Annotated in this window: 18 protein-coding genes; 9 read left to right on the top strand and 9 right to left on the bottom strand. The window is 66.8% G+C overall.

The window, feature by feature from the left end:
* Positions 1-82: 82 nt before the first annotated feature.
* The 5 genes from paaB to ABIC90_RS24850 are packed head-to-tail and all read right to left on the bottom strand — an operon-like array spanning position 83 to position 4,010.
* Positions 83-382, bottom strand: coding sequence for a 1,2-phenylacetyl-CoA epoxidase subunit PaaB (gene paaB / locus ABIC90_RS24830; protein WP_354358937.1), 300 nt, complete (start codon positions 380-382; stop codon positions 83-85).
* The gene (paaA, locus tag ABIC90_RS24835) at positions 379-1,389 is read right to left on the bottom strand and encodes a 1,2-phenylacetyl-CoA epoxidase subunit PaaA (RefSeq protein ID WP_354358939.1); all 1,011 of its coding nucleotides are present in this window, start codon (positions 1,387-1,389) and stop codon (positions 379-381) included. Before paaA ends, paaB begins: the two co-directional genes overlap by 4 nt.
* A 33-nt stretch (positions 1,390-1,422) precedes the next feature.
* Positions 1,423-2,733: a phenylacetate--CoA ligase PaaK gene (gene paaK, locus ABIC90_RS24840; protein ID WP_354358941.1), complete on the bottom strand. Its 1,311-nt coding sequence runs from the start codon at positions 2,731-2,733 to the stop codon at positions 1,423-1,425.
* Between the two features lie 14 nt (positions 2,734-2,747).
* Positions 2,748-3,203 carry a hydroxyphenylacetyl-CoA thioesterase PaaI gene (paaI, locus tag ABIC90_RS24845; RefSeq protein ID WP_354358943.1) on the bottom strand — a complete coding sequence of 152 codons (456 nt, stop codon included), beginning with the start codon at positions 3,201-3,203 and terminating at the stop codon, positions 2,748-2,750.
* 3 nt (positions 3,204-3,206) lie between these two features.
* Positions 3,207-4,010 (bottom strand): enoyl-CoA hydratase-related protein, encoded by an 804-nt coding sequence (locus ABIC90_RS24850; protein ID WP_354358945.1) that lies wholly within the window; start codon positions 4,008-4,010, stop codon positions 3,207-3,209.
* Positions 4,011-4,160: 150 nt separating this feature from the next.
* Here ABIC90_RS24850 and ABIC90_RS24855 point away from each other — a divergent pair, with 150 nt between their 5' ends.
* Both ABIC90_RS24855 and ABIC90_RS24860 read left to right on the top strand, forming a co-directional pair.
* Positions 4,161-4,763 carry a phenylacetic acid degradation protein PaaY gene (locus ABIC90_RS24855; RefSeq protein WP_354358947.1) on the top strand — a complete coding sequence of 201 codons (603 nt, stop codon included), beginning with the start codon at positions 4,161-4,163 and terminating at the stop codon, positions 4,761-4,763.
* A gap of 72 nt (positions 4,764-4,835) precedes the next feature.
* Positions 4,836-5,492, top strand: a complete 657-nt coding sequence (locus tag ABIC90_RS24860) for a TetR/AcrR family transcriptional regulator (RefSeq protein WP_354358949.1) — start codon at positions 4,836-4,838, stop codon at positions 5,490-5,492.
* On the opposite strand, the gene ABIC90_RS24865 is transcribed toward ABIC90_RS24860, so the two are convergent.
* The 4 genes from ABIC90_RS24865 to ABIC90_RS24880 are packed head-to-tail and all read right to left on the bottom strand — an operon-like array spanning position 5,476 to position 9,553.
* Positions 5,476-6,513 (bottom strand): VWA domain-containing protein, encoded by a 1,038-nt coding sequence (locus tag ABIC90_RS24865; protein ID WP_354358951.1) that lies wholly within the window; start codon positions 6,511-6,513, stop codon positions 5,476-5,478. The two genes, ABIC90_RS24860 and ABIC90_RS24865, sit on opposite strands and share 17 nt — an antisense overlap.
* Entirely contained in the window at positions 6,510-7,508 is a 999-nt protein-coding gene (locus tag ABIC90_RS24870; protein WP_354358953.1) for a DUF58 domain-containing protein, read from the bottom strand. The genes ABIC90_RS24865 and ABIC90_RS24870 overlap by 4 nt, the downstream gene beginning before the upstream one ends.
* Entirely contained in the window at positions 7,489-8,502 is a 1,014-nt protein-coding gene (locus ABIC90_RS24875) for an AAA family ATPase (RefSeq protein ID WP_354358955.1), read from the bottom strand. The genes ABIC90_RS24870 and ABIC90_RS24875 overlap by 20 nt, the downstream gene beginning before the upstream one ends.
* A gap of 28 nt (positions 8,503-8,530) precedes the next feature.
* On the bottom strand, positions 8,531-9,553 hold the full coding sequence (locus ABIC90_RS24880; protein WP_354358957.1) for a S1C family serine protease: 1,023 nt from the start codon (positions 9,551-9,553) through the stop codon (positions 8,531-8,533).
* Between the two features lie 90 nt (positions 9,554-9,643).
* Between ABIC90_RS24880 and ABIC90_RS24885 the strand changes: the two genes are divergently transcribed.
* From ABIC90_RS24885 to ABIC90_RS24915, 7 genes are all read left to right on the top strand, one after another.
* Positions 9,644-10,504 (top strand): TatD family hydrolase, encoded by an 861-nt coding sequence (locus ABIC90_RS24885; RefSeq protein WP_354358959.1) that lies wholly within the window; start codon positions 9,644-9,646, stop codon positions 10,502-10,504.
* A 132-nt stretch (positions 10,505-10,636) separates the two neighbouring features.
* Positions 10,637-11,098, top strand: coding sequence for a hypothetical protein (locus ABIC90_RS24890; RefSeq protein WP_354358961.1), 462 nt, complete (start codon positions 10,637-10,639; stop codon positions 11,096-11,098).
* Positions 11,099-11,196: 98 nt separating this feature from the next.
* Positions 11,197-11,730, top strand: coding sequence for a DNA-deoxyinosine glycosylase (locus ABIC90_RS24895; RefSeq protein WP_354358963.1), 534 nt, complete (start codon positions 11,197-11,199; stop codon positions 11,728-11,730).
* Positions 11,730-12,512, top strand: coding sequence for a spermidine synthase (locus ABIC90_RS24900; protein ID WP_354358965.1), 783 nt, complete (start codon positions 11,730-11,732; stop codon positions 12,510-12,512). The genes ABIC90_RS24895 and ABIC90_RS24900 overlap by 1 nt, the downstream gene beginning before the upstream one ends.
* Positions 12,509-14,317, top strand: coding sequence for a GspE/PulE family protein (locus tag ABIC90_RS24905; RefSeq protein WP_354358967.1), 1,809 nt, complete (start codon positions 12,509-12,511; stop codon positions 14,315-14,317). The genes ABIC90_RS24900 and ABIC90_RS24905 overlap by 4 nt, the downstream gene beginning before the upstream one ends.
* A gap of 107 nt (positions 14,318-14,424) precedes the next feature.
* Positions 14,425-14,913, top strand: a complete 489-nt coding sequence (locus tag ABIC90_RS24910; protein WP_354358969.1) for a tripartite tricarboxylate transporter TctB family protein — start codon at positions 14,425-14,427, stop codon at positions 14,911-14,913.
* A 5-nt stretch (positions 14,914-14,918) separates the two neighbouring features.
* Positions 14,919-16,430: a tripartite tricarboxylate transporter permease gene (locus ABIC90_RS24915; protein WP_354358971.1), complete on the top strand. Its 1,512-nt coding sequence runs from the start codon at positions 14,919-14,921 to the stop codon at positions 16,428-16,430.
* Positions 16,431-16,479 lie beyond the last annotated feature (49 nt).

The raw sequence follows: 16,479 nt of genomic DNA on the forward strand, positions 1-16,479 counted from the left end.
GCGACTCCCGATCCGTTCATCCTGAGCTTGTCGAAGGTGGTGACTGGCTTCGACAGGCTCAGCCCGAACGGCCGGGTGGGCATTACATGTGGTCGACCTGCTTGGGCAGCGCGTAGAAGGTCGGATGGCGATACACCTTGTCTTCCGCCGGATCGAAATACATGTCCTTGTCCGCCGGGTCGCTCGCCACGATCTGCTCGGAGCGCACCACCCAGATGCTGCTGCCTTCCTGGCGGCGCGTGTACACGTCGCGCGCCATCTGGATGGCCATCTTCGAATCCGCCGCATGCAGGCTGCCGCAGTGCTTGTGGTCCAGGCCGGCCTTGCTGCGCACGAACACTTCCCACAGGGGCCACTCTTGTTTTGTCATATCGACGGTCATGCCGCCTCCTTGATCGGTTGTTTGTTGGCGTGGGCCATTGCGGCTTCGCGGACCCAGGCGCCGTCGTCCCACGCATCGACGCGGGCTTGCAGGCGCTCGCGGTTGCACGGCCCGTCGCCGCCTACCACGCGCCAGAACTCGCTCCAGTCGATGGCGCCGAAGTCGTGTGCCTGGCGCTCTTCGTTCCACTTCAGGTCGGGGTCGGGCAGGGTCACGCCGAGAATGGCGGCCTGCTCCACGGCGGCGTCGATGAACTTCTGGCGCAGCTCGTCGTTGCTGAAGCGCTTGATGCCCCAGCGCATCGACTGCGCCGAGTTGGGCGACTGGTCGTCGGGCGGGCCGAACATCATGATCGAGGGCCACCACCAGCGGTTGACCGCGTCCTGCACCATCGCCTTCTGCGCGTCGGTACCGTGGGTCATCATGGTCAGCAGGGCTTCGTAGCCCTGGCGCTGGTGAAAGCTCTCCTCGCGGCAGATGCGGATCATGGCGCGCGCATACGGTGCGTACGAGCAGCGGCAAATCGGCACCTGGTTCATGATCGCCGCGCCATCGACCAGCCAGCCGATGGTGCCCATGTCGGCCCAGGTGAGCGTGGGGTAGTTGAAGATCGAGCTGTACTTGGCCTTGCCGCTGTGCAGCGCGTCGAACATCTGGTCGCGCGAAGTGCCCAGCGTTTCGGCAGCCGCATACAGGTAGAGGCCGTGGCCGCCTTCGTCCTGCACCTTGGCCAGGAGGATGGCCTTGCGCTTCAAGGTCGGCGCGCGGCTGATCCAGTTGCCCTCGGGCAGCATGCCGACGATTTCGGAATGCGCGTGCTGGCTGATCTGGCGCACCAGCGTCTTGCGGTAGTGCTCGGGCATCCAGTCCTTCGCCTCGATGAAGTCGCCGGCGTCGATGTGGGCATCGAAGCGCGCTTCGAGCTGCATCTCTTCGGCGGAGCGCAAGGCTTTCTTCTTGTCGTCGCCGGCGTCCTTGCCCATGGTGTCCATTGCCTGGGTGTACATGTGCGTGTCCTTTCGGTGGGTGTGTGGGGCGGTTCAGCGTGGGCGCGTGTCGATCACGCGGCGGGCCTTGCCGGTCTGGGTGCGTTCCATTTCGTTGGGCGAATGGACGACCACGCGGGTGGAGATGCCGATGAGCGTCTTGACGCGGTGCTGCACCCATTCGCCGATGGCGGCCCGGTCGGCCGCGGCGGCGTCGGCGGCATTGAGCTCGCAGTGCACCTCGACCTGGTCGAGCTTGTCGGCGCGGCTCACATGCACCTGGTAGAGGCCCGAGAGGCTCTTGTGCGCGAGCACGATCTCTTCCACCTGCGTGGGGAAGACGTTGACGCCGCGGATGATCATCATGTCGTCGCTGCGCCCGACGATCTTGCCCATGCGGCGGAAGGCGCGCGAGGTGGGCGGCAGCAGGCGCGTGAGGTCGCGCGTGCGGTAGCGGATGATCGGCATCGCCTCTTTGCTCAACGACGTGAAGACCAGTTCGCCTTCTTCGCCGTCGGCCTTCAGTTCGCCGGTGTCGGGGTCGATGATCTCGGGATAGAAATGGTCTTCCCAGATGACAGGGCCGTCCTTGCTCTCGACGCATTCGCTGGCAACGCCCGGACCCATCACTTCCGAGAGGCCGTAGATGTCGACCGCATCGATGCCGGCCTTGGCCTCGATGTCGCGGCGCATCGCCTCGGTCCACGGTTCGGCGCCGAAGATGCCGATCTTCAGCGAGCTGTCTTTGGCATCGAGGCCTTGCCGCTCGAACTGCTCGATGATCACCTGCATGTAGCTGGGCGTGACCATGATGATGTCGGGCCTGAAGTCCTGGATGAGCTGCACCTGCTTCTCGGTCTGCCCGCCGGACATCGGGATGACGGTGCAGCCCGCGCGCTCGGCGCCGTAGTGCGCGCCCAGGCCGCCGGTGAAGAGGCCGTAGCCGTAGGCCACGTGGATCATGTCGCCGGCCCGGCCGCCCGCGGCGCGGATCGAACGCGCGACGAGGTCGGCCCAGGTGTCGATGTCGTTCTTCGTGTAGCCCACGACGGTCGGCTTGCCGGTGGTGCCCGACGATGCGTGGATGCGCGCGACCTGTGTGCGCGGCACGGCGAACATGCCGAAGGGGTAGTTGTCGCGCAGGTCGCTCTTGACCGTGAACGGGAACTTCGAAAGATCCGCGAGCGACTTGAGGTCGTTCGGGTGCACGCCCTTCGCGTCGAAGGCACGGCGGTAATGCGGCACGTTGTCGTAAGCGCGTTGCAGCGTGGCACGCAGGCGCGTGAGCTGCAGCGCGGTGATCTCGTCGCGGCTCGCGGTTTCGATGGGGTCGAGTTCGCCGGGGGCGGGGTGTCTGGCTGTCATGGGGTGCTGTCTCCTCAGGCGGCAACGGCGGGCCGGCCTTTGGCGGTGTAGGAGCGGCCGCGGAACATCGCGATGCGCTCGCCGCGCTGGTTGGTGATTTCGGTGTCGTACACGCCGGTGCGGCCGGCCTTGGAGACCTCGTGGCAGCGCGCGGTGAGCACATCGCCTTCGCGCGCGGGAGCGATGAAGTCGATGGAGAAGCCCGAGGCCACGGTCAGCTCGTTGTACGAGTTGCAGGCAAAGGCGAAGGTGGAGTCGGCCAGCGTGGCCATGAAGCCGCCGTGGCAGGTGGCGTGGCCGTTGAGCATGTAGTCGCGGACCTGCATCTCGATGGTGGCCTGGCCGGGGCCGACCTCGACGATGCGCATGCCGAGGCCTTTTGTCGCGTTGTCGTTGGCGAGCATTCCGTCGCGGACGTACTCGGCCGTTTGCTGGGGTGTGCGGGTTGGTTTGGAGGAGGCGTCGGTCATGGCTCAGCGGTCCTTGAACACAGGCGCGCGCTTGGCGCGGAAGGCTTCGACGCCTTCGCGGTAGTCGTTGGCATTGCCCATCTCACGCTGGATGCGGGACTCTTCGGCGAGTGCGGTGTCGAGGTTCATGTCCTGCGCCGCAGCCAGGGCCTGGCGGGTGGCGACGAGCGCGCGTGTGGGCATGGCGGACAGCTTCGATGCGAGTGCGGCGGCCGTGTCGGCCAGTGCCGCGTCGTCCACGCACTGCCAGATCAGGCCGATGCGTGCGGCTTCTTCGGCGGGCAATTTGTCGCCCAGCATCGCGATGCCGAGTGCGCGCGCCGAGCCCACGAGGCGCGGCAGCAGCCAGGTGCCGCCGGTGTCCGGGATCAGTCCGATCTTGGTGAAGGCCTGGATGAAGCTGGCCGAGCGGCCGGCCACGACGAGGTCGCAGCACAGCGCGAGGTTGGCGCCCGCTCCGGCGGCAACGCCGTTCACGGCTGCGACCACCGGCACCGGCATCGAGCGCAGGCGCGCGACCAGTGGAGCGTAGTAGGTGGAGATGACGTGGCCCAGGTCCTTGGGCGCGGCGCCGGGCGTGGGGTCGGGAGCGACCGAAGGGTCGGCCAGGTCCTGGCCGGCGCAGAAGGCGCGGCCGGCGCCGGTGAGGACCACGCATCGAACGCTGTCATCCTTCGCGGCCAGTTCAAGCGCCGCCATCAACTCGGCATGCAGTTCGGTCGTGAAGCTGTTGAGCGCCGCAGGGCGGTTGAGGCTCAGCGTGCGCACCGCGCCGGCATTGCTGGTGAGAACTAAAGGTTCTGACATGGGGCGTCTCTCATCCTTGTGTGGGTACAAATCGGTGAGCAAACACTATTGACCGACCGTTCGGTTGATTTTAGGATCGAGCTCAATCCCGACACAAGCGGGTTGATTCAGGGCAAACCCTGAGTCCCCCAAAAAAAGGAGACCCACCGAATGCCCAGCTATTCCATCGACGGCGTGATCCCCGTCGTTCACCCCAGCGCGTACGTGCACCCCAGCGCCGTGCTGATCGGCGACGTGATCGTCGGACCCGACTGCTATGTGGGCCCCTGCGCCAGCCTGCGCGGCGACTTCGGCCGCATCGTGCTGGAGCAGGGCTCCAACGTGCAGGACCACTGCTGCATCCACGGCTTTCCCGACAACGACACGGTGGTCGAGGTCAACGGCCACATCGGGCACGGCGCGATCCTGCACAGCTGCATCGTGCGGCGCGACGCGCTGGTGGGCATGAATGCCGTGGTGATGGACGAGGCCGAGATCGGCGAGAAAGCCATCGTCGCGGCCTGCGCCTTCGTGCCGGCCGGCATGAAGGTGCCGGAGCGCTCGCTGGTGGCGGGCATTCCGGCGAAGGTGAAGCGCGAGCTCACCGACGAGGAAGTCGCGTGGAAGCTCGACGGCACGCACGTGTACCAGGCGCTGACCGTGCGCTGCCTCGAGAGCCTGCGCGAAGTGGCGCCGCTCGCCGAGGTGGAGGCACAGCGCCCGCGCCTGCCGGCCATCGATGTGCAACCGCTCATCGCCACCCGCCGGGGCTGAGAGGCCGCCCGCTTCATTTCATGCAAGATCGCGCGTTGTCCTCAACCGCTTGATTCCAAGGAACCCGACCCGATGCCGCGTGGAAGATCCGCCACCTACGACGACCAGCGCGAACTGATCCTCGCGCAGGCCGCCCAGCTGTTTGCGCGACGGGGCTATCCCGCCACGTCGATGAACCAGGTGGCCGAGGCCTGCAATCTCTCGAAGGCCACGCTCTATCACTACTACAAGGACAAGAGCAGCCTCCTGATCAGCATCGCCGAGACGCATGTGTCCAAGCTGGCGGCGCTGGTGGCCGAGGAAGAGGCGTCGACGCACACCGACGAAGAGCGCCTTCGCCGCTTCATCTACCGCATCGTCGAGGAATATGCCGGCGCGCAGGACGCCCACCGCGTGCTGACCGACGACGTGCGCTTTCTCGAGGAAGAAGACCGTGAGCGCGTGCTCGACAAGGAGCGCGAGGTGGTCGCGGGCTTTGCGCGCGCGGTGTCGGCCCTGCGGCCCGGCGCGCCCAGCGACGACATGGCCAAGCCGCTGACCATGCTGCTGTTCGGCATGATCAACTGGATGTTCACCTGGATGAAGCCCGACGGCAAACTCGACCACGCGGCCATCGCGCCGATCGTGGCCGATCTGTTCCTGGGCGGCATCGGGGCGGTGAAGTCGCCCGACCCCGCCGCGATGGCGCTCAGGGCCGAGGCGGCCCGCGCGGCTAAAGAATCCGGTTGAACCAGAGCAGCGACAGCCCCGCCGACAGCAGCGTGAGCACCGCCGCGCCGAGCGCGAACAGCGCCGAGATTTCGGTTTCCTTCTTCTCCACGGTGAGCTTGGAGCTCAGCGTTTCGTAGACCTTCTTCAGGTCGTTCGCGGTGCCCGCGTAGAAGTATTCGGCATTGGTGCGGTTGGCCACGGCCTTGAGGGTTTCCTCGTCGAGCCGAACGCGCATCGACCAGCCTTCGAAGCCGATGGTTTCGCCGTCCACCGTGCCCACGCCCACCGTGTAGATGCGCACACCGCGGTCGGCCGCGGCCTTGGCCGCTTCGATCGGGTCGACGCCGGTGGTGCGCTGGCCGTCGGTCAGCATGATGACCGCGGCCGAAGTGAACGAGCCGGGCGCCACGGGCGTGAACTCCTTGGGCTTTTTCTCGGCCTGGTCGATGGGCGTGCCGCGCTGGCGGCTGGGGGCGCTGAACTGTTCGATGTCGATGCCGGCATCGGGGAACAGCGTGGCCAGCGACACCACGATGGCGTTGCCGGTGGCGGTGGCGCGTTGCAGCTGGAAGCTGTCGATGGCGGTCACCAGGTCTTCATGGTTGACGGTGGGCAGCTGTGCCACCTGCGCGCTGCCCGCGAAGGCAACGATGCCCACCTTCACATGGCGCGGCAGGTCCTTGATGAAGCTCTTGGCCGCCTCCTGCGCCGCCACCAGCCGGTTGGGCAGCACGTCGGCCGCGCGCATGCTGCCCGACACATCCATCGCCAGGATGATGGTCTGCTGGTTCGAAGGCAGCATCACCACCGCCATCGGCCGCGCCGCGGCCACCAGCATCGCGGCCATGGCCAGCAGGAAGAGCAGGGGCGGAATGTGCCGCCGCACGCTCTGGCCGGCGCCCATCGCCTCGCGCACGATCGAGAGGCTCGCGTAGCGCACCGCCAGCTTTTTCTTGCGGCGGATCAGCCAGACATAGAGCAACACCAGCAGCGGCAAGGCCGCCAGCAGCCAGAGGAATTGAGGCCAGAGAAATGTCATGCTGCCACCGCCTTCACATTGCCCGGGACCGAAGCTGCGCCCGCGCGCGTGCGGCGCTTGCGCATGTCGGCAAAACGAACGATGGCTTCCACCAGATCGTCGCTGGTCGAGAGCTCGAGCGCATCGACGCCGGCCTTGGCGAGCGAGGCGCGCAGCGCGGCCTCGCGCTCGGCGGCCAGGCGGGCAAAGCGCTTGCGAAAACCGGCATCGTGGGTGTCGACCCAAAGCTGCTCGCCCGTTTCGGCATCGCGCAGCGGCACCAGGCCCAGGTCGGGCAGTTCGAGTTCCAGCGGATCGAAGAGGCGCACCGCGATCACTTCATGCCGCTGCACCAACTGGCCGAGCGGACGCTCCCAGCCGGGTTCGCTCAGGAAATCTGACACCACGAAGACGGTGGAGCGGCGCGGCATCAGGTTGGCGGCGGACTTGAGCAGGTCGTCAAGGCGGGTCATGCCTTTTTGCGCCGGTGCGTTGGCCTTGTCGGCGCGGCGCTCCATGGCGTGCAGCAGGTGCAGCACATGGCGCCGGCCGCTGCGCGGCGGGATCACCGCTTCGAGGTCGTTGCCGTAGACCAGCGCGCCGACCCGGTTGCCGTGCCGCGTGAGCAGGCGCGCGAGCACGCCGACGAAGCCGGCCGAGATTTCGCGCTTGGCCTTCAGGCCCGAGCCGAAGTCGACCGAGCGGCTCAGGTCGAGCACGAACCAGGCAGCCATCTCGCGGTCTTCGGTGAACACGCGCACATGCGGCGTTTGCAAGCGGGCGGTGACGTTCCAGTCGATGTGGCGCACGTCGTCGTGGTGCTGGTATTCGCGCAGGTCGGCCAGGTCCAGGCCGCTGCCGCGCATCAGCGTGCGGTAGTCGCCCTGCAGCAGCCCGTCGAGACGGCGGATGACCGTCCATTCGAGCCGGCGCAGCGCGCGTTCGGCCCCGCCAGCTTGCGCGACAAGCTGTTCGTCGTTGGCGGCCGCGGGGGCCTTACGCCACCAGCTTTTCATGTTCCAGCGGTTTGGGGGGAGCAGGGACGGCTTTCATGATCTTCTCGACCAGCCCGTCGGGCGTGAGCCCTTCGGACAAGCCTTCGTAGGAGAGCGTCACGCGGTGGCGCAGCACGTCGCCCACCAGCGCCGTCATGTCCTCGGGCAGCGCGTAGCTGCGGCCGCGAAGCAGCGCGAGCGCGCGTGCGCCTTCGGTGAGGCTGATGCTGGCGCGCGGGCTCGCGCCGAAGGTGATGAATCGGCGCATGTCCTTCAAGCCGTGCTTCTCGGGGGTGCGGGTGGCCGAGACCAGCTTCACCGCGTACTGGATCAGCGAGGGGTCCACATACACGCGCCGCGCCTCCGCCTGCAGCGCCGCAAGCTGCTCGGTGGTGGCGACCGGGCTGGCCGACACCGGCGGGCCGATCACGCGCTGCACGATGACGAACTCTTCCTCGTCGCTCGGATAGTCGACCAGCACCTTCATCATGAAGCGGTCCACCTGCGCCTCGGGCAGCGGGTAGGTGCCTTCGGTCTCGATGGGGTTCTGCGTGGCCATCACGAGAAAGGGGCGCGGCACCTTGTGCGTTTCGCCGGCGATGGTGACCTGGCGCTCCTGCATCACTTCGAGCAGCGCGCTCTGCACCTTGGCCGGGGCGCGGTTGATTTCGTCAGCCAGCAGCAGGTTGGCGAACACCGGACCCAGCGAGGTGCTGAAGTCGCCGGTCTTCTGGTTGTAGATGCGCGTGCCCACCAGGTCGGCCGGCACCAGGTCGGGCGTGAACTGGATGCGCTTGAACTGGCCCTGCACGGTGTCGGCCAGCGTCTTGATGGTGAGCGTCTTCGCCAGCCCCGGCACGCCCTCGACCAGCAGGTGGCCGCCCGCGAGCATGGCGACCATCACGCGTTCCAGGAAGCGGTCCTGGCCCACGACCACGCGCTTGACCTCGTAGAGGATCTGCTCCATCAGCTCGGCGGTGGCGGCGGGCGTCGAGAAAGAGGTCTCTGTGCTCATGCGAAGGGCTTTCGAAGAAAGAAGATCGTCAGAACGGCGGGGAGCCGGCGGCCGACGCGGCGTTCTCGATGGGCACCGCAAAGCCGATGCCGATGAAGGTGCGCTGCTGCGTCGGGTTGAGGATGGCCGTGACGATGCCCAGCACCTCGCCGTCCATGTTGACCAGCGGGCCGCCCGAGTTGCCGGGGTTGGCGGCCGCATCGAACTGGATCAGGTTGCCCAGCTCCTGCTTTCCCTCGGGCGAGCGGAACGAGCGCTTCAGGCCCGACACCACGCCCGACGACACCGAAGGCCCGATGCCGAAAGGAAAGCCCACCGCGACCACGCCGTCGCCGGGGCGCAGGTCGGCCGTGGAGCGCATGACCGCGGGAATCAGGTCGTCCGGAATCTTCTGTGCCTGCAGCACCGCCAGGTCGTTCTCGGGTTGCACGCCGGTGATGGTGGCCACGGCCTCCAGGCCGTCGGCGAAGGTGACCTTGATGGTTTCCGCGCCCGCCACGACGTGCAGGTTGGTGAGGATCACGCCCTTGTCGACGATCACCACGCCGGTGCCTACGCCGCGCTCCACCTGGCCCGGCGGACCGCCGTCGCTGGGGGCTTCGGGCGGCTTGCCCTTGGCCATGTTGCGGCCGCGCTTCTGGGTCTTGGCTTCGGGCGTGGCCTTCTCGGTGCCGTAGCCGACCACCCGAACCACCGAGGGCCGCACGATGTCGGCGGCCTTGGCGGCGGCGGAGGGGAGGGTGGCGGTCTGCAGCGTGCGCATCACGGCCGCATCGATGTCTTTCTGCGTAAGGGCCTTGCCCTGGCGCGGCCAGAACACGGTGCCGCCGGTGACCAGTGCCGCACACAGCACCACCAGCAATGCGAAGCTCTTGCGCCCGGGTTGCCAGCCGGTCTTGAGTGAGGAAGACGGCAGGGCTTGCGCGCCGCCGGCCGTGCCTGCGGCGCCTCCCGCGTCGGGCGATGCAGTGGCATCCGCCGGATCGGCCGCTTGTTCTGCGGCCGGGGGCGGCGTGCGGGGCGAGCGGCTGTAGAAAGCGGGCCTGCGCATCGGAGAACCTCCGGCAAAAAAGGGACGCGTGAAGGAGTTCACGGTAGCACGCTTTCTTCGCCCGCGCATCCCTTCGGGCATCATCGCCCGATGGCTTCGTTCATCGATACCCACTGTCACCTGGATGCGCCCGAATTCGGTGCGCAGATGCCCGAGATCCGCGCCCGCGCCGCGGCGCTGGGGGTTTCGCTGTGCGTGATTCCGGCTGTCGCCGCCTTCAACTTCGACACTGTGCGCGAGCTCGCGCACAGGCAGGGCGACGCCTACGCGCTGGGGATTCACCCACTTTGCACCGGCGAGGCGAAGGACGCCGACCTCGAAACCCTCGACGCCGAACTCACCACGCGGCGCGACGACCCGAGGCTGGTGGCGGTCGGCGAAATCGGCCTGGACTACTTCGTCGAAGGCCTGGACGGCCCCAAACAGGAGCGCTTTTTTCACACTCAGTTGCAACTGGCACGCAAGCACGGGTTACCCGTGCTCATTCATGTGCGGCGTTCGGTCGACAAGGTGCTCAAGCACCTGCGGCAGACAGCGGGCGGGCAGCCCTGGCAGGGCATTGCGCATGCCTTCAACGGCAGCGAACAGCAGGCCGATGCCTGCATCGCGATCGGGCTCAAGCTCGGCTTCGGCGGCGCGGTGACCTTCGAGCGCGCGCTGCAACTGCGCCGGCTCGCGACGACGCTGCCGCTGTCGGCGATCGTGATGGAGACGGATGCGCCGGACATCCAGCCGCACTGGCTGTACAGGACGCAGGCACAACGCGAGGCCGGGCAAGCGCAGGGGCGCAACGAGCCCGGCGAGTTGCCGCGCATTGCCCAGGTGGTGGCCGGGCTGCGCGGCATCGGCGTCGACGAGTTGGCCGCCGCCACCACCCGGAATGCGTTCGAAACGCTGCCGAAGCTCGAAAGTCTGATGGCCTTGTCGGAGCGCCCGCCGCACCCCGCGTAGGCCGATGCCCCGAGTTGGCTTCACGGGGTTGGAGGGCGGCTTTTTGCTGTCATCCTTGAAGTTCGAAGTTACGTTGCTTGTCCAGTGACAAGTTCGTCACTCCCAAAACTTCATCCAAGAAGGAGTCCTCCAATGAACACATCTTTTGCCCGCACCGTGCCCGTCGTCCTCGCCCTGGCACTCGCCTCCATCGGCGTGTCCGCCGTGGCGCAGACCACCGCCGCGCCTGCAACGGCCGAGCCCACCACCACCGAGAAGGTGAAGGAAGCCGGCAAGGAAGCCGTGGATGCCACCAAGCGCACGACCAAGAAGGCCGTGAACGCCACCGAACGCGGCGCCGAAAAGGGCTGGGACGCGACCAAGCGCACCACCAAGAAGGCTGTGAACGCCACCGAGAACGGTGCCGAGAAGGCTTGGGACGCAACGAAGAGCACCACCAAGAAAGCCACCACCGCCACCAAGAAGGCCGCCGTGAAGACGGGCGACGCGGTCGAAAACGCCGGCCACAAGACGGCCGACGGCATGCGCAGCACCGGCGCGGCCATCGGCGAGAAGATCCCCGGCACCGCAGAGAACGAAGCTGCCAAGAAGTAAGCCTGCTGCTTCTTCGCTTCGGCCAACGAGAAAACCCGCTTCGGCGGGTTTTTTTGTGGGCGCGCCGCAATACCGGAAGACGATGCCAAGATAAGCCCATGAATCCACCCGCCACACCCGACGCCGACAGCAGCCCGGTGCTCACAGGCCTGGCGCCCATCGTCTCGCGCGACACCGTGGTGCTCATCCTCGGCAGCTTTCCGGGCGCTCGCTCGCTCGAGCAGCAGCAGTACTATGCGCATCCCCAAAACCAGTTCTGGAAAATCTTGCAAGCCGTCTGGCCCGACCATCCACTTCCGGCGGGCGTAGACAACAGCTACGCAAGAAAGAAGGCATGGCTGCTGGACCGCGGCCTGGGCGTGTGGGACGTGTACGCGGCCTGCGAGCGCGAAGGCAGTCTGGATTCGGCCATCCGCGCGCCGGTGGCCAACGACATCGCCGCCCTGAAGCTGCCCAGGCTCGCCGCCATCGCGCACAACGGCGGCGAGAGCTTCAAGCACGCACGCCACACGCGCACGCTCGGCGTGCCGGTCTACCAGCTGCCTTCCACCAGCCCCGCCAACGCGTCGTGGAGCTTCGAGCGCAAGCTCGCGGCCTGGCGCGAGGTCTTCGACGCCCACAAACTCATCTGATGGCCACGAGCAAAACCCCCGCCCTCCCCGAAGTCAATTTCTCCGACTGGGGCGACATCCGCTATCTGCACCTGGGCACCGAATGGGTACAGGGCTCGATGAAGCTGGACGCACCCTTCGAGATCGAGCTCGAATATGTGCAGCGCATGATGGCCTGGCTGCTGTTCGTCGACGGCAAGACCGTTGCCAGCCGCCATGCGATGCAGCTGGGCCTGGGCGCCGCCACGCTCACCAAGTTCTGCCGCAAGACGCTGCGCATGCGCACCACCGCGGTCGAGCTCAACCCGCAGGTGGTGGCCGCCTGCCGCGGCTGGTTCAAGCTGCCGGCCGACGACCCCAAGCTGCGCGTGGTGATCGCCGATGCGGCAACGGAGATCCGCAAGCCCGAATGGCACGGCATGGTCGATGCGCTGCAGGTCGACCTGTACGACCATGAAGCGGCCGCGCCGGTGCTCGACAGCGAAGACTTCTACGCCGACTGCCGCACGCTGCTCACCGAAGACGGCTGCATGACGGTCAACCTCTTCGGCCGCTCGTCCAGCTACGAGCGCAGCCTCGAGAAGATCGCCGCCGCGTTCGGCGCCGATGCGGTCTGGGCCTTCAAGCCGACGCGCGAAGGCAACACGGTGGTGCTGGCGCAGCGCACGCCGAGCCGTCCGAAGCGCGAGGTGCTTGCCGAGCGCGCGCAAACGATCCAGACTCGCTGGAGTTTGCCCGCGCCCAAGTGGCTGCGGGTGTTCAGGCCCCTGAATACATCCATCACCCGACCTGCCGGCTCATGAGCGTTGTCCCTGCCGTTTCCGCCCCCGCCCCCCTGGCCGCACCCGCGCCCGCCCGCCATGAAGGGCCGCTCGAGCTGCGCCGCCTGATCGAATGGCTGGCCACCGACGGCGTCATTTCCCCCATGGAGGCCAAGCGCACCATCGCACGCTGCGCGCAGGCCGAAAGCCGTCAGGCGCCGCTGGTGCGCCTGGCCAACGTGGCGATGACGCGCGAGAGCGACGGCAAGCCGCTCGACCTGGAAGCCCTCACGCAATGGCTCGCCGGCCGCGCCGGCCTGAGCTACCTGCGCATCGACCCGCTCAAGGTCGACGTGGGCAAGGTCGCCGACACCATGAGCGCGGCCTACGCCGAGCGCCACAAGGTGCTGCCGGTGCAGGTGCTGCCCAACGAGGTGGTGGTGGCCACGGCCGAGCCCTTTCTCACCGACTGGATCTCCGAGGTCGAGCGCCAGTCCAAGCGCACGGTGCGGCGCGTGGTGGCCAACCCGGCCGATATCCAGCGCTACACGGCCGAGTTCTTCGCGCTCGCCAAGTCGGTGCGCGCGGCGCAAAAGGCCGGCGGCAACACCGGCGGCGCGAGCTTCGAACAACTGGTGGAGCTGGGCAAGAGCAACAAGCAGCTCGACGCCAACGACCAGAGCGTGGTGCAGGTGGTCGACTGGCTCTGGCAGTACGCCTTCGACCAGCGCGCGAGCGACATCCACCTGGAGCCGCGCCGCGAGCAGGGCGTGATCCGCTTCCGCATCGACGGCATCCTGCATCCGGCCTACCAGATGCCCATGGGCGTGATGAACGCGATGGTCGCGCGCATCAAGCTCCTGGGCCGCATGGACGTGGTCGAAAAGCGCCGCCCGCTCGACGGCCGCATCAAGACCCGCAACATGCGCGGCGACGAAGTCGAAATGCGTTTGTCCACCCTGCCCACCGCCTTCGGCGAGAAGATGGTGATGCGGATCTTCGACCCCGACACCGCGGTGAAGGACCTGGACGCGCTGGGCTTCGCGCAACACGATGCGCAGCGTTGGGAACAGCTGGTGACGCGGCCCAACGGCATCATCCTGGTGACCGGGCCCACGGGCTCGGGCAAGACCACCACGCTCTATTCCACGTTGAAGCGCGTGGCGACCGAAGAGGTCAACGTGAGCACGGTGGAAGACCCGATCGAAATGATCGAGCCTTCGTTCAACCAGACGCAGGTGCAGCCGCAGCTGGACTTCGGCTTCATCGAAGGCCTGCGCGCGCTGATGCGGCAGGACCCGGACATCATCATGGTGGGCGAAATCCGCGACCTCGCCACCGCCGAGATGGCGGTGCAGGCTGCGCTCACCGGCCACCTGGTGTTCAGCACGCTGCACACCAACGATGCGCCCAGCGCCATCACGCGGATGATGGAACTGGGCGTGCCCTCGTACCTCATCACCGCCGTGATGCTGGGCGTGCTCGCGCAGCGCCTGGTGCGCACGCTGTGCCCGCATTGCAAGCAGCCCGACGAGACGGTCACGCGCGAAAGCCTGGAGACCTTCGTCAAGCCCTGGCAGATCACCGGCTCGGTGCGCGCCTACAAGCCCGTGGGTTGCGTGGACTGCCGCATGACCGGCTACATGGGCCGCATGGGGCTGTACGAGCTGTTGAGCGTGACCGAATCGTTCAAGGACCAGGTCACCAAGGAACCCAATCTCACCGGGCTGCGGCGGCAGGCCGTGATCGACGGCATGCGGCCGCTGCGCCTGGCCGGCGCCCTGCGCGTGGCCGAGGGCGTGACCACCATCGAAGAGGTGCTGAGCGCCACGCCGCCCCTGGAGTGATGTTGTCCTTTGGGTTAACCCTAATCGCGCGATTAGTGAAACCCACATTCTTCTGACCACCGCCTGACTCGACAATCCCGTATCGAATTTTTTCGAGGAGACTGTTCGTGAAAATCAAAAGTCAGAAAGACTTTTTCTCGGGTGTGATGTTCACCGTGGTCGGCGTGGCGTTCGCATGGGGCGCCACCACCTACAACGTGGGCAACGGCGCTCGAATGGGTCCGGGTTACTTCCCGTTGATGCTCGGCATCCTGATGGCCGTCATCGGCCTCGGGATCATGTTCAGCGGGCTCACCGTTGAAACCACCGACGGAGAAAAGATCGGCAAGTGGGCCTGGAAGCAGGTCATCTTCATCCTGGGCGCCAACCTCGCGTTCGGCATCCTGCTCGGCGGCCTGCCGAGCCTGGGCGTGCCGGCCATGGGAATGATCATCGCCATCTACGCGCTGGTGCTCATCTCCAGCCTTGCGGGCCAGGAGTTCAAGCTCCCGACCGTGCTGATCCTGGCCACGATCCTGGCCGTCGGCAGCTACGTCGCATTCATCTGGGCGCTCAAGCTGCAGATCCAGGTCTGGCCGACCTTCATCACGGGCTGAACAAAATGGATCTGATCAACAACCTCTCCCTCGGCTTCGGTGTTGCGTTCACGTTCACCAACCTGCTGTATTGCCTGCTGGGCTGTATTCTGGGCACGCTGATCGGCGTGCTGCCGGGCATCGGCCCGGTCGCGACCATCGCGATGCTGCTGCCCGCCACCTATGCGCTGCCGCCCGTGTCGGCGCTGATCATGCTGGCCGGCATCTACTACGGCGCGCAGTACGGCGGCTCGACCACCGCCATCCTGGTGAACCTTCCGGGCGAATCGTCCTCGGTGGTGACCGTGATCGACGGCTACCAGATGGCCAGGCAAGGCCGCGCGGGCCCCGCGCTCGCCGCTGCCGGCCTGGGCTCGTTCTTTGCGGGCTGCGTGGGCACGCTGATCCTGGCCGCCTTCGCGCCGCCGCTGACCGAGCTGGCCTTCAAGTTCGGCCCGGCCGAGTATTTCTCGCTGATGATCCTGGGCCTGATCGGCGCCGTGGTGCTGGCCTCGGGCTCGCTGCTCAAGGCCATCGCGATGATCGTGCTGGGCCTGCTGCTGGGCCTGGTGGGCACCGACGTGAACTCCGGCGTGGCGCGCTACAGCTTCGACGTGCCTGAACTCACCGACGGCATCGGCTTCGTGGCCATCGCCATGGGCGTGTTCGGCTACGGCGAAATCATCGCCAACCTCTCGCGCCCCGACGACGAGCGCGAAGTGTTCACCGCCAAGGTCTCGGGCCTGTTCCCGACCAAGGAAGACTTCAAGCGCATGGTGCCTGCCGTCCTGCGCGGCACGGCGCTGGGCTCTGCCCTGGGCATCCTGCCCGGCGGCGGCGCGCTGCTGGCGGCTTTCGCGGCCTACACCATCGAGAAGAAGACCAAGCTGAACGCGGGCGAAGTGCCCTTCGGCAAGGGCAACATCCGCGGCGTGGCGGCACCTGAAGCGGCCAACAACGCCGGCGCGCAGACCTCCTTCATTCCGCTGTTGACGCTGGGCATTCCGCCCAATGCGGTGATGGCGCTGATGGTGGGCGCGATGACCATCCACAACATCCAGCCGGGTCCGCAGGTGATGACCAGCAACCCCGAGCTGTTCTGGGGCCTGATCGCCTCGATGTGGCTGGGCAACGCGATGCTGGTCATCCTGAACCTGCCGCTGATCGGCATGTGGATCAAGCTCCTGTCGGTGCCCTACAAGTTCCTGTTCCCCGCCATCGTGCTGTTCTGCGCCATCGGCGTGTACTCGACCAACAACAACACCTGGGACATCTGGATGGTCGGCATGTTCGGCTTCGTCGGCTACACCTTCTTCAAGCTGGGTTGCGAGCCTGCGCCGCTGCTGCTGGGCTTCATCCTGGGGCCGATGATGGAAGAGAACCTGCGCCGCGCGCTGCTGCTGTCGCGCGGCGACTGGAGCGTGTTCGTCACGCGTCCGATCTCCGCCGCCCTGCTGGGCGCGGCATTGCTGCTGCTGATCATCGTGCTGCTGCCTGCGGTGAAGTCCAAGCGCGAAGAGGCCTTCGTCGAGGACTGATCGCGCGGCTTCGGCCATGCGTGGAGAGAGCGGCGTCTTCGGGCGCCGT

This window comes from Variovorax boronicumulans (assembly GCF_040544675.1).
Classification (GTDB): domain Bacteria; phylum Pseudomonadota; class Gammaproteobacteria; order Burkholderiales; family Burkholderiaceae_C; genus Variovorax; species Variovorax boronicumulans_D.

Excerpts from the sequence above, each read along its gene's own strand:
- ABIC90_RS24870 (WP_354358953.1), bottom strand. The coding sequence starts at position 7,508 with ATGAAAAGCTGGTGGCGTAAGGCCCCCGCGGCCGCCAACGACGAACAG.
- ABIC90_RS24900 (WP_354358965.1), top strand. The coding sequence starts at position 11,730 with ATGGCCACGAGCAAAACCCCCGCCCTCCCCGAAGTCAATTTCTCCGAC.
- ABIC90_RS24865 (WP_354358951.1), bottom strand. The coding sequence starts at position 6,513 with ATGACATTTCTCTGGCCTCAATTCCTCTGGCTGCTGGCGGCCTTGCCG.
- ABIC90_RS24850 (WP_354358945.1), bottom strand. The coding sequence starts at position 4,010 with ATGTCAGAACCTTTAGTTCTCACCAGCAATGCCGGCGCGGTGCGCACG.
- paaK (WP_354358941.1), bottom strand. The coding sequence starts at position 2,733 with ATGACAGCCAGACACCCCGCCCCCGGCGAACTCGACCCCATCGAAACC.
- paaB (WP_354358937.1), bottom strand. The coding sequence starts at position 382 with ATGACCGTCGATATGACAAAACAAGAGTGGCCCCTGTGGGAAGTGTTC.
- ABIC90_RS24880 (WP_354358957.1), bottom strand. The coding sequence starts at position 9,553 with ATGCGCAGGCCCGCTTTCTACAGCCGCTCGCCCCGCACGCCGCCCCCG.
- paaI (WP_354358943.1), bottom strand. The coding sequence starts at position 3,203 with ATGACCGACGCCTCCTCCAAACCAACCCGCACACCCCAGCAAACGGCC.
- ABIC90_RS24890 (WP_354358961.1), top strand. The coding sequence starts at position 10,637 with ATGAACACATCTTTTGCCCGCACCGTGCCCGTCGTCCTCGCCCTGGCA.
- ABIC90_RS24905 (WP_354358967.1), top strand. The coding sequence starts at position 12,509 with ATGAGCGTTGTCCCTGCCGTTTCCGCCCCCGCCCCCCTGGCCGCACCC.
- ABIC90_RS24915 (WP_354358971.1), top strand. The coding sequence starts at position 14,919 with ATGGATCTGATCAACAACCTCTCCCTCGGCTTCGGTGTTGCGTTCACG.
- ABIC90_RS24895 (WP_354358963.1), top strand. The coding sequence starts at position 11,197 with ATGAATCCACCCGCCACACCCGACGCCGACAGCAGCCCGGTGCTCACA.
- ABIC90_RS24855 (WP_354358947.1), top strand. The coding sequence starts at position 4,161 with ATGCCCAGCTATTCCATCGACGGCGTGATCCCCGTCGTTCACCCCAGC.
- paaA (WP_354358939.1), bottom strand. The coding sequence starts at position 1,389 with ATGTACACCCAGGCAATGGACACCATGGGCAAGGACGCCGGCGACGAC.
- ABIC90_RS24875 (WP_354358955.1), bottom strand. The coding sequence starts at position 8,502 with ATGAGCACAGAGACCTCTTTCTCGACGCCCGCCGCCACCGCCGAGCTG.
- ABIC90_RS24885 (WP_354358959.1), top strand. The coding sequence starts at position 9,644 with ATGGCTTCGTTCATCGATACCCACTGTCACCTGGATGCGCCCGAATTC.
- ABIC90_RS24860 (WP_354358949.1), top strand. The coding sequence starts at position 4,836 with ATGCCGCGTGGAAGATCCGCCACCTACGACGACCAGCGCGAACTGATC.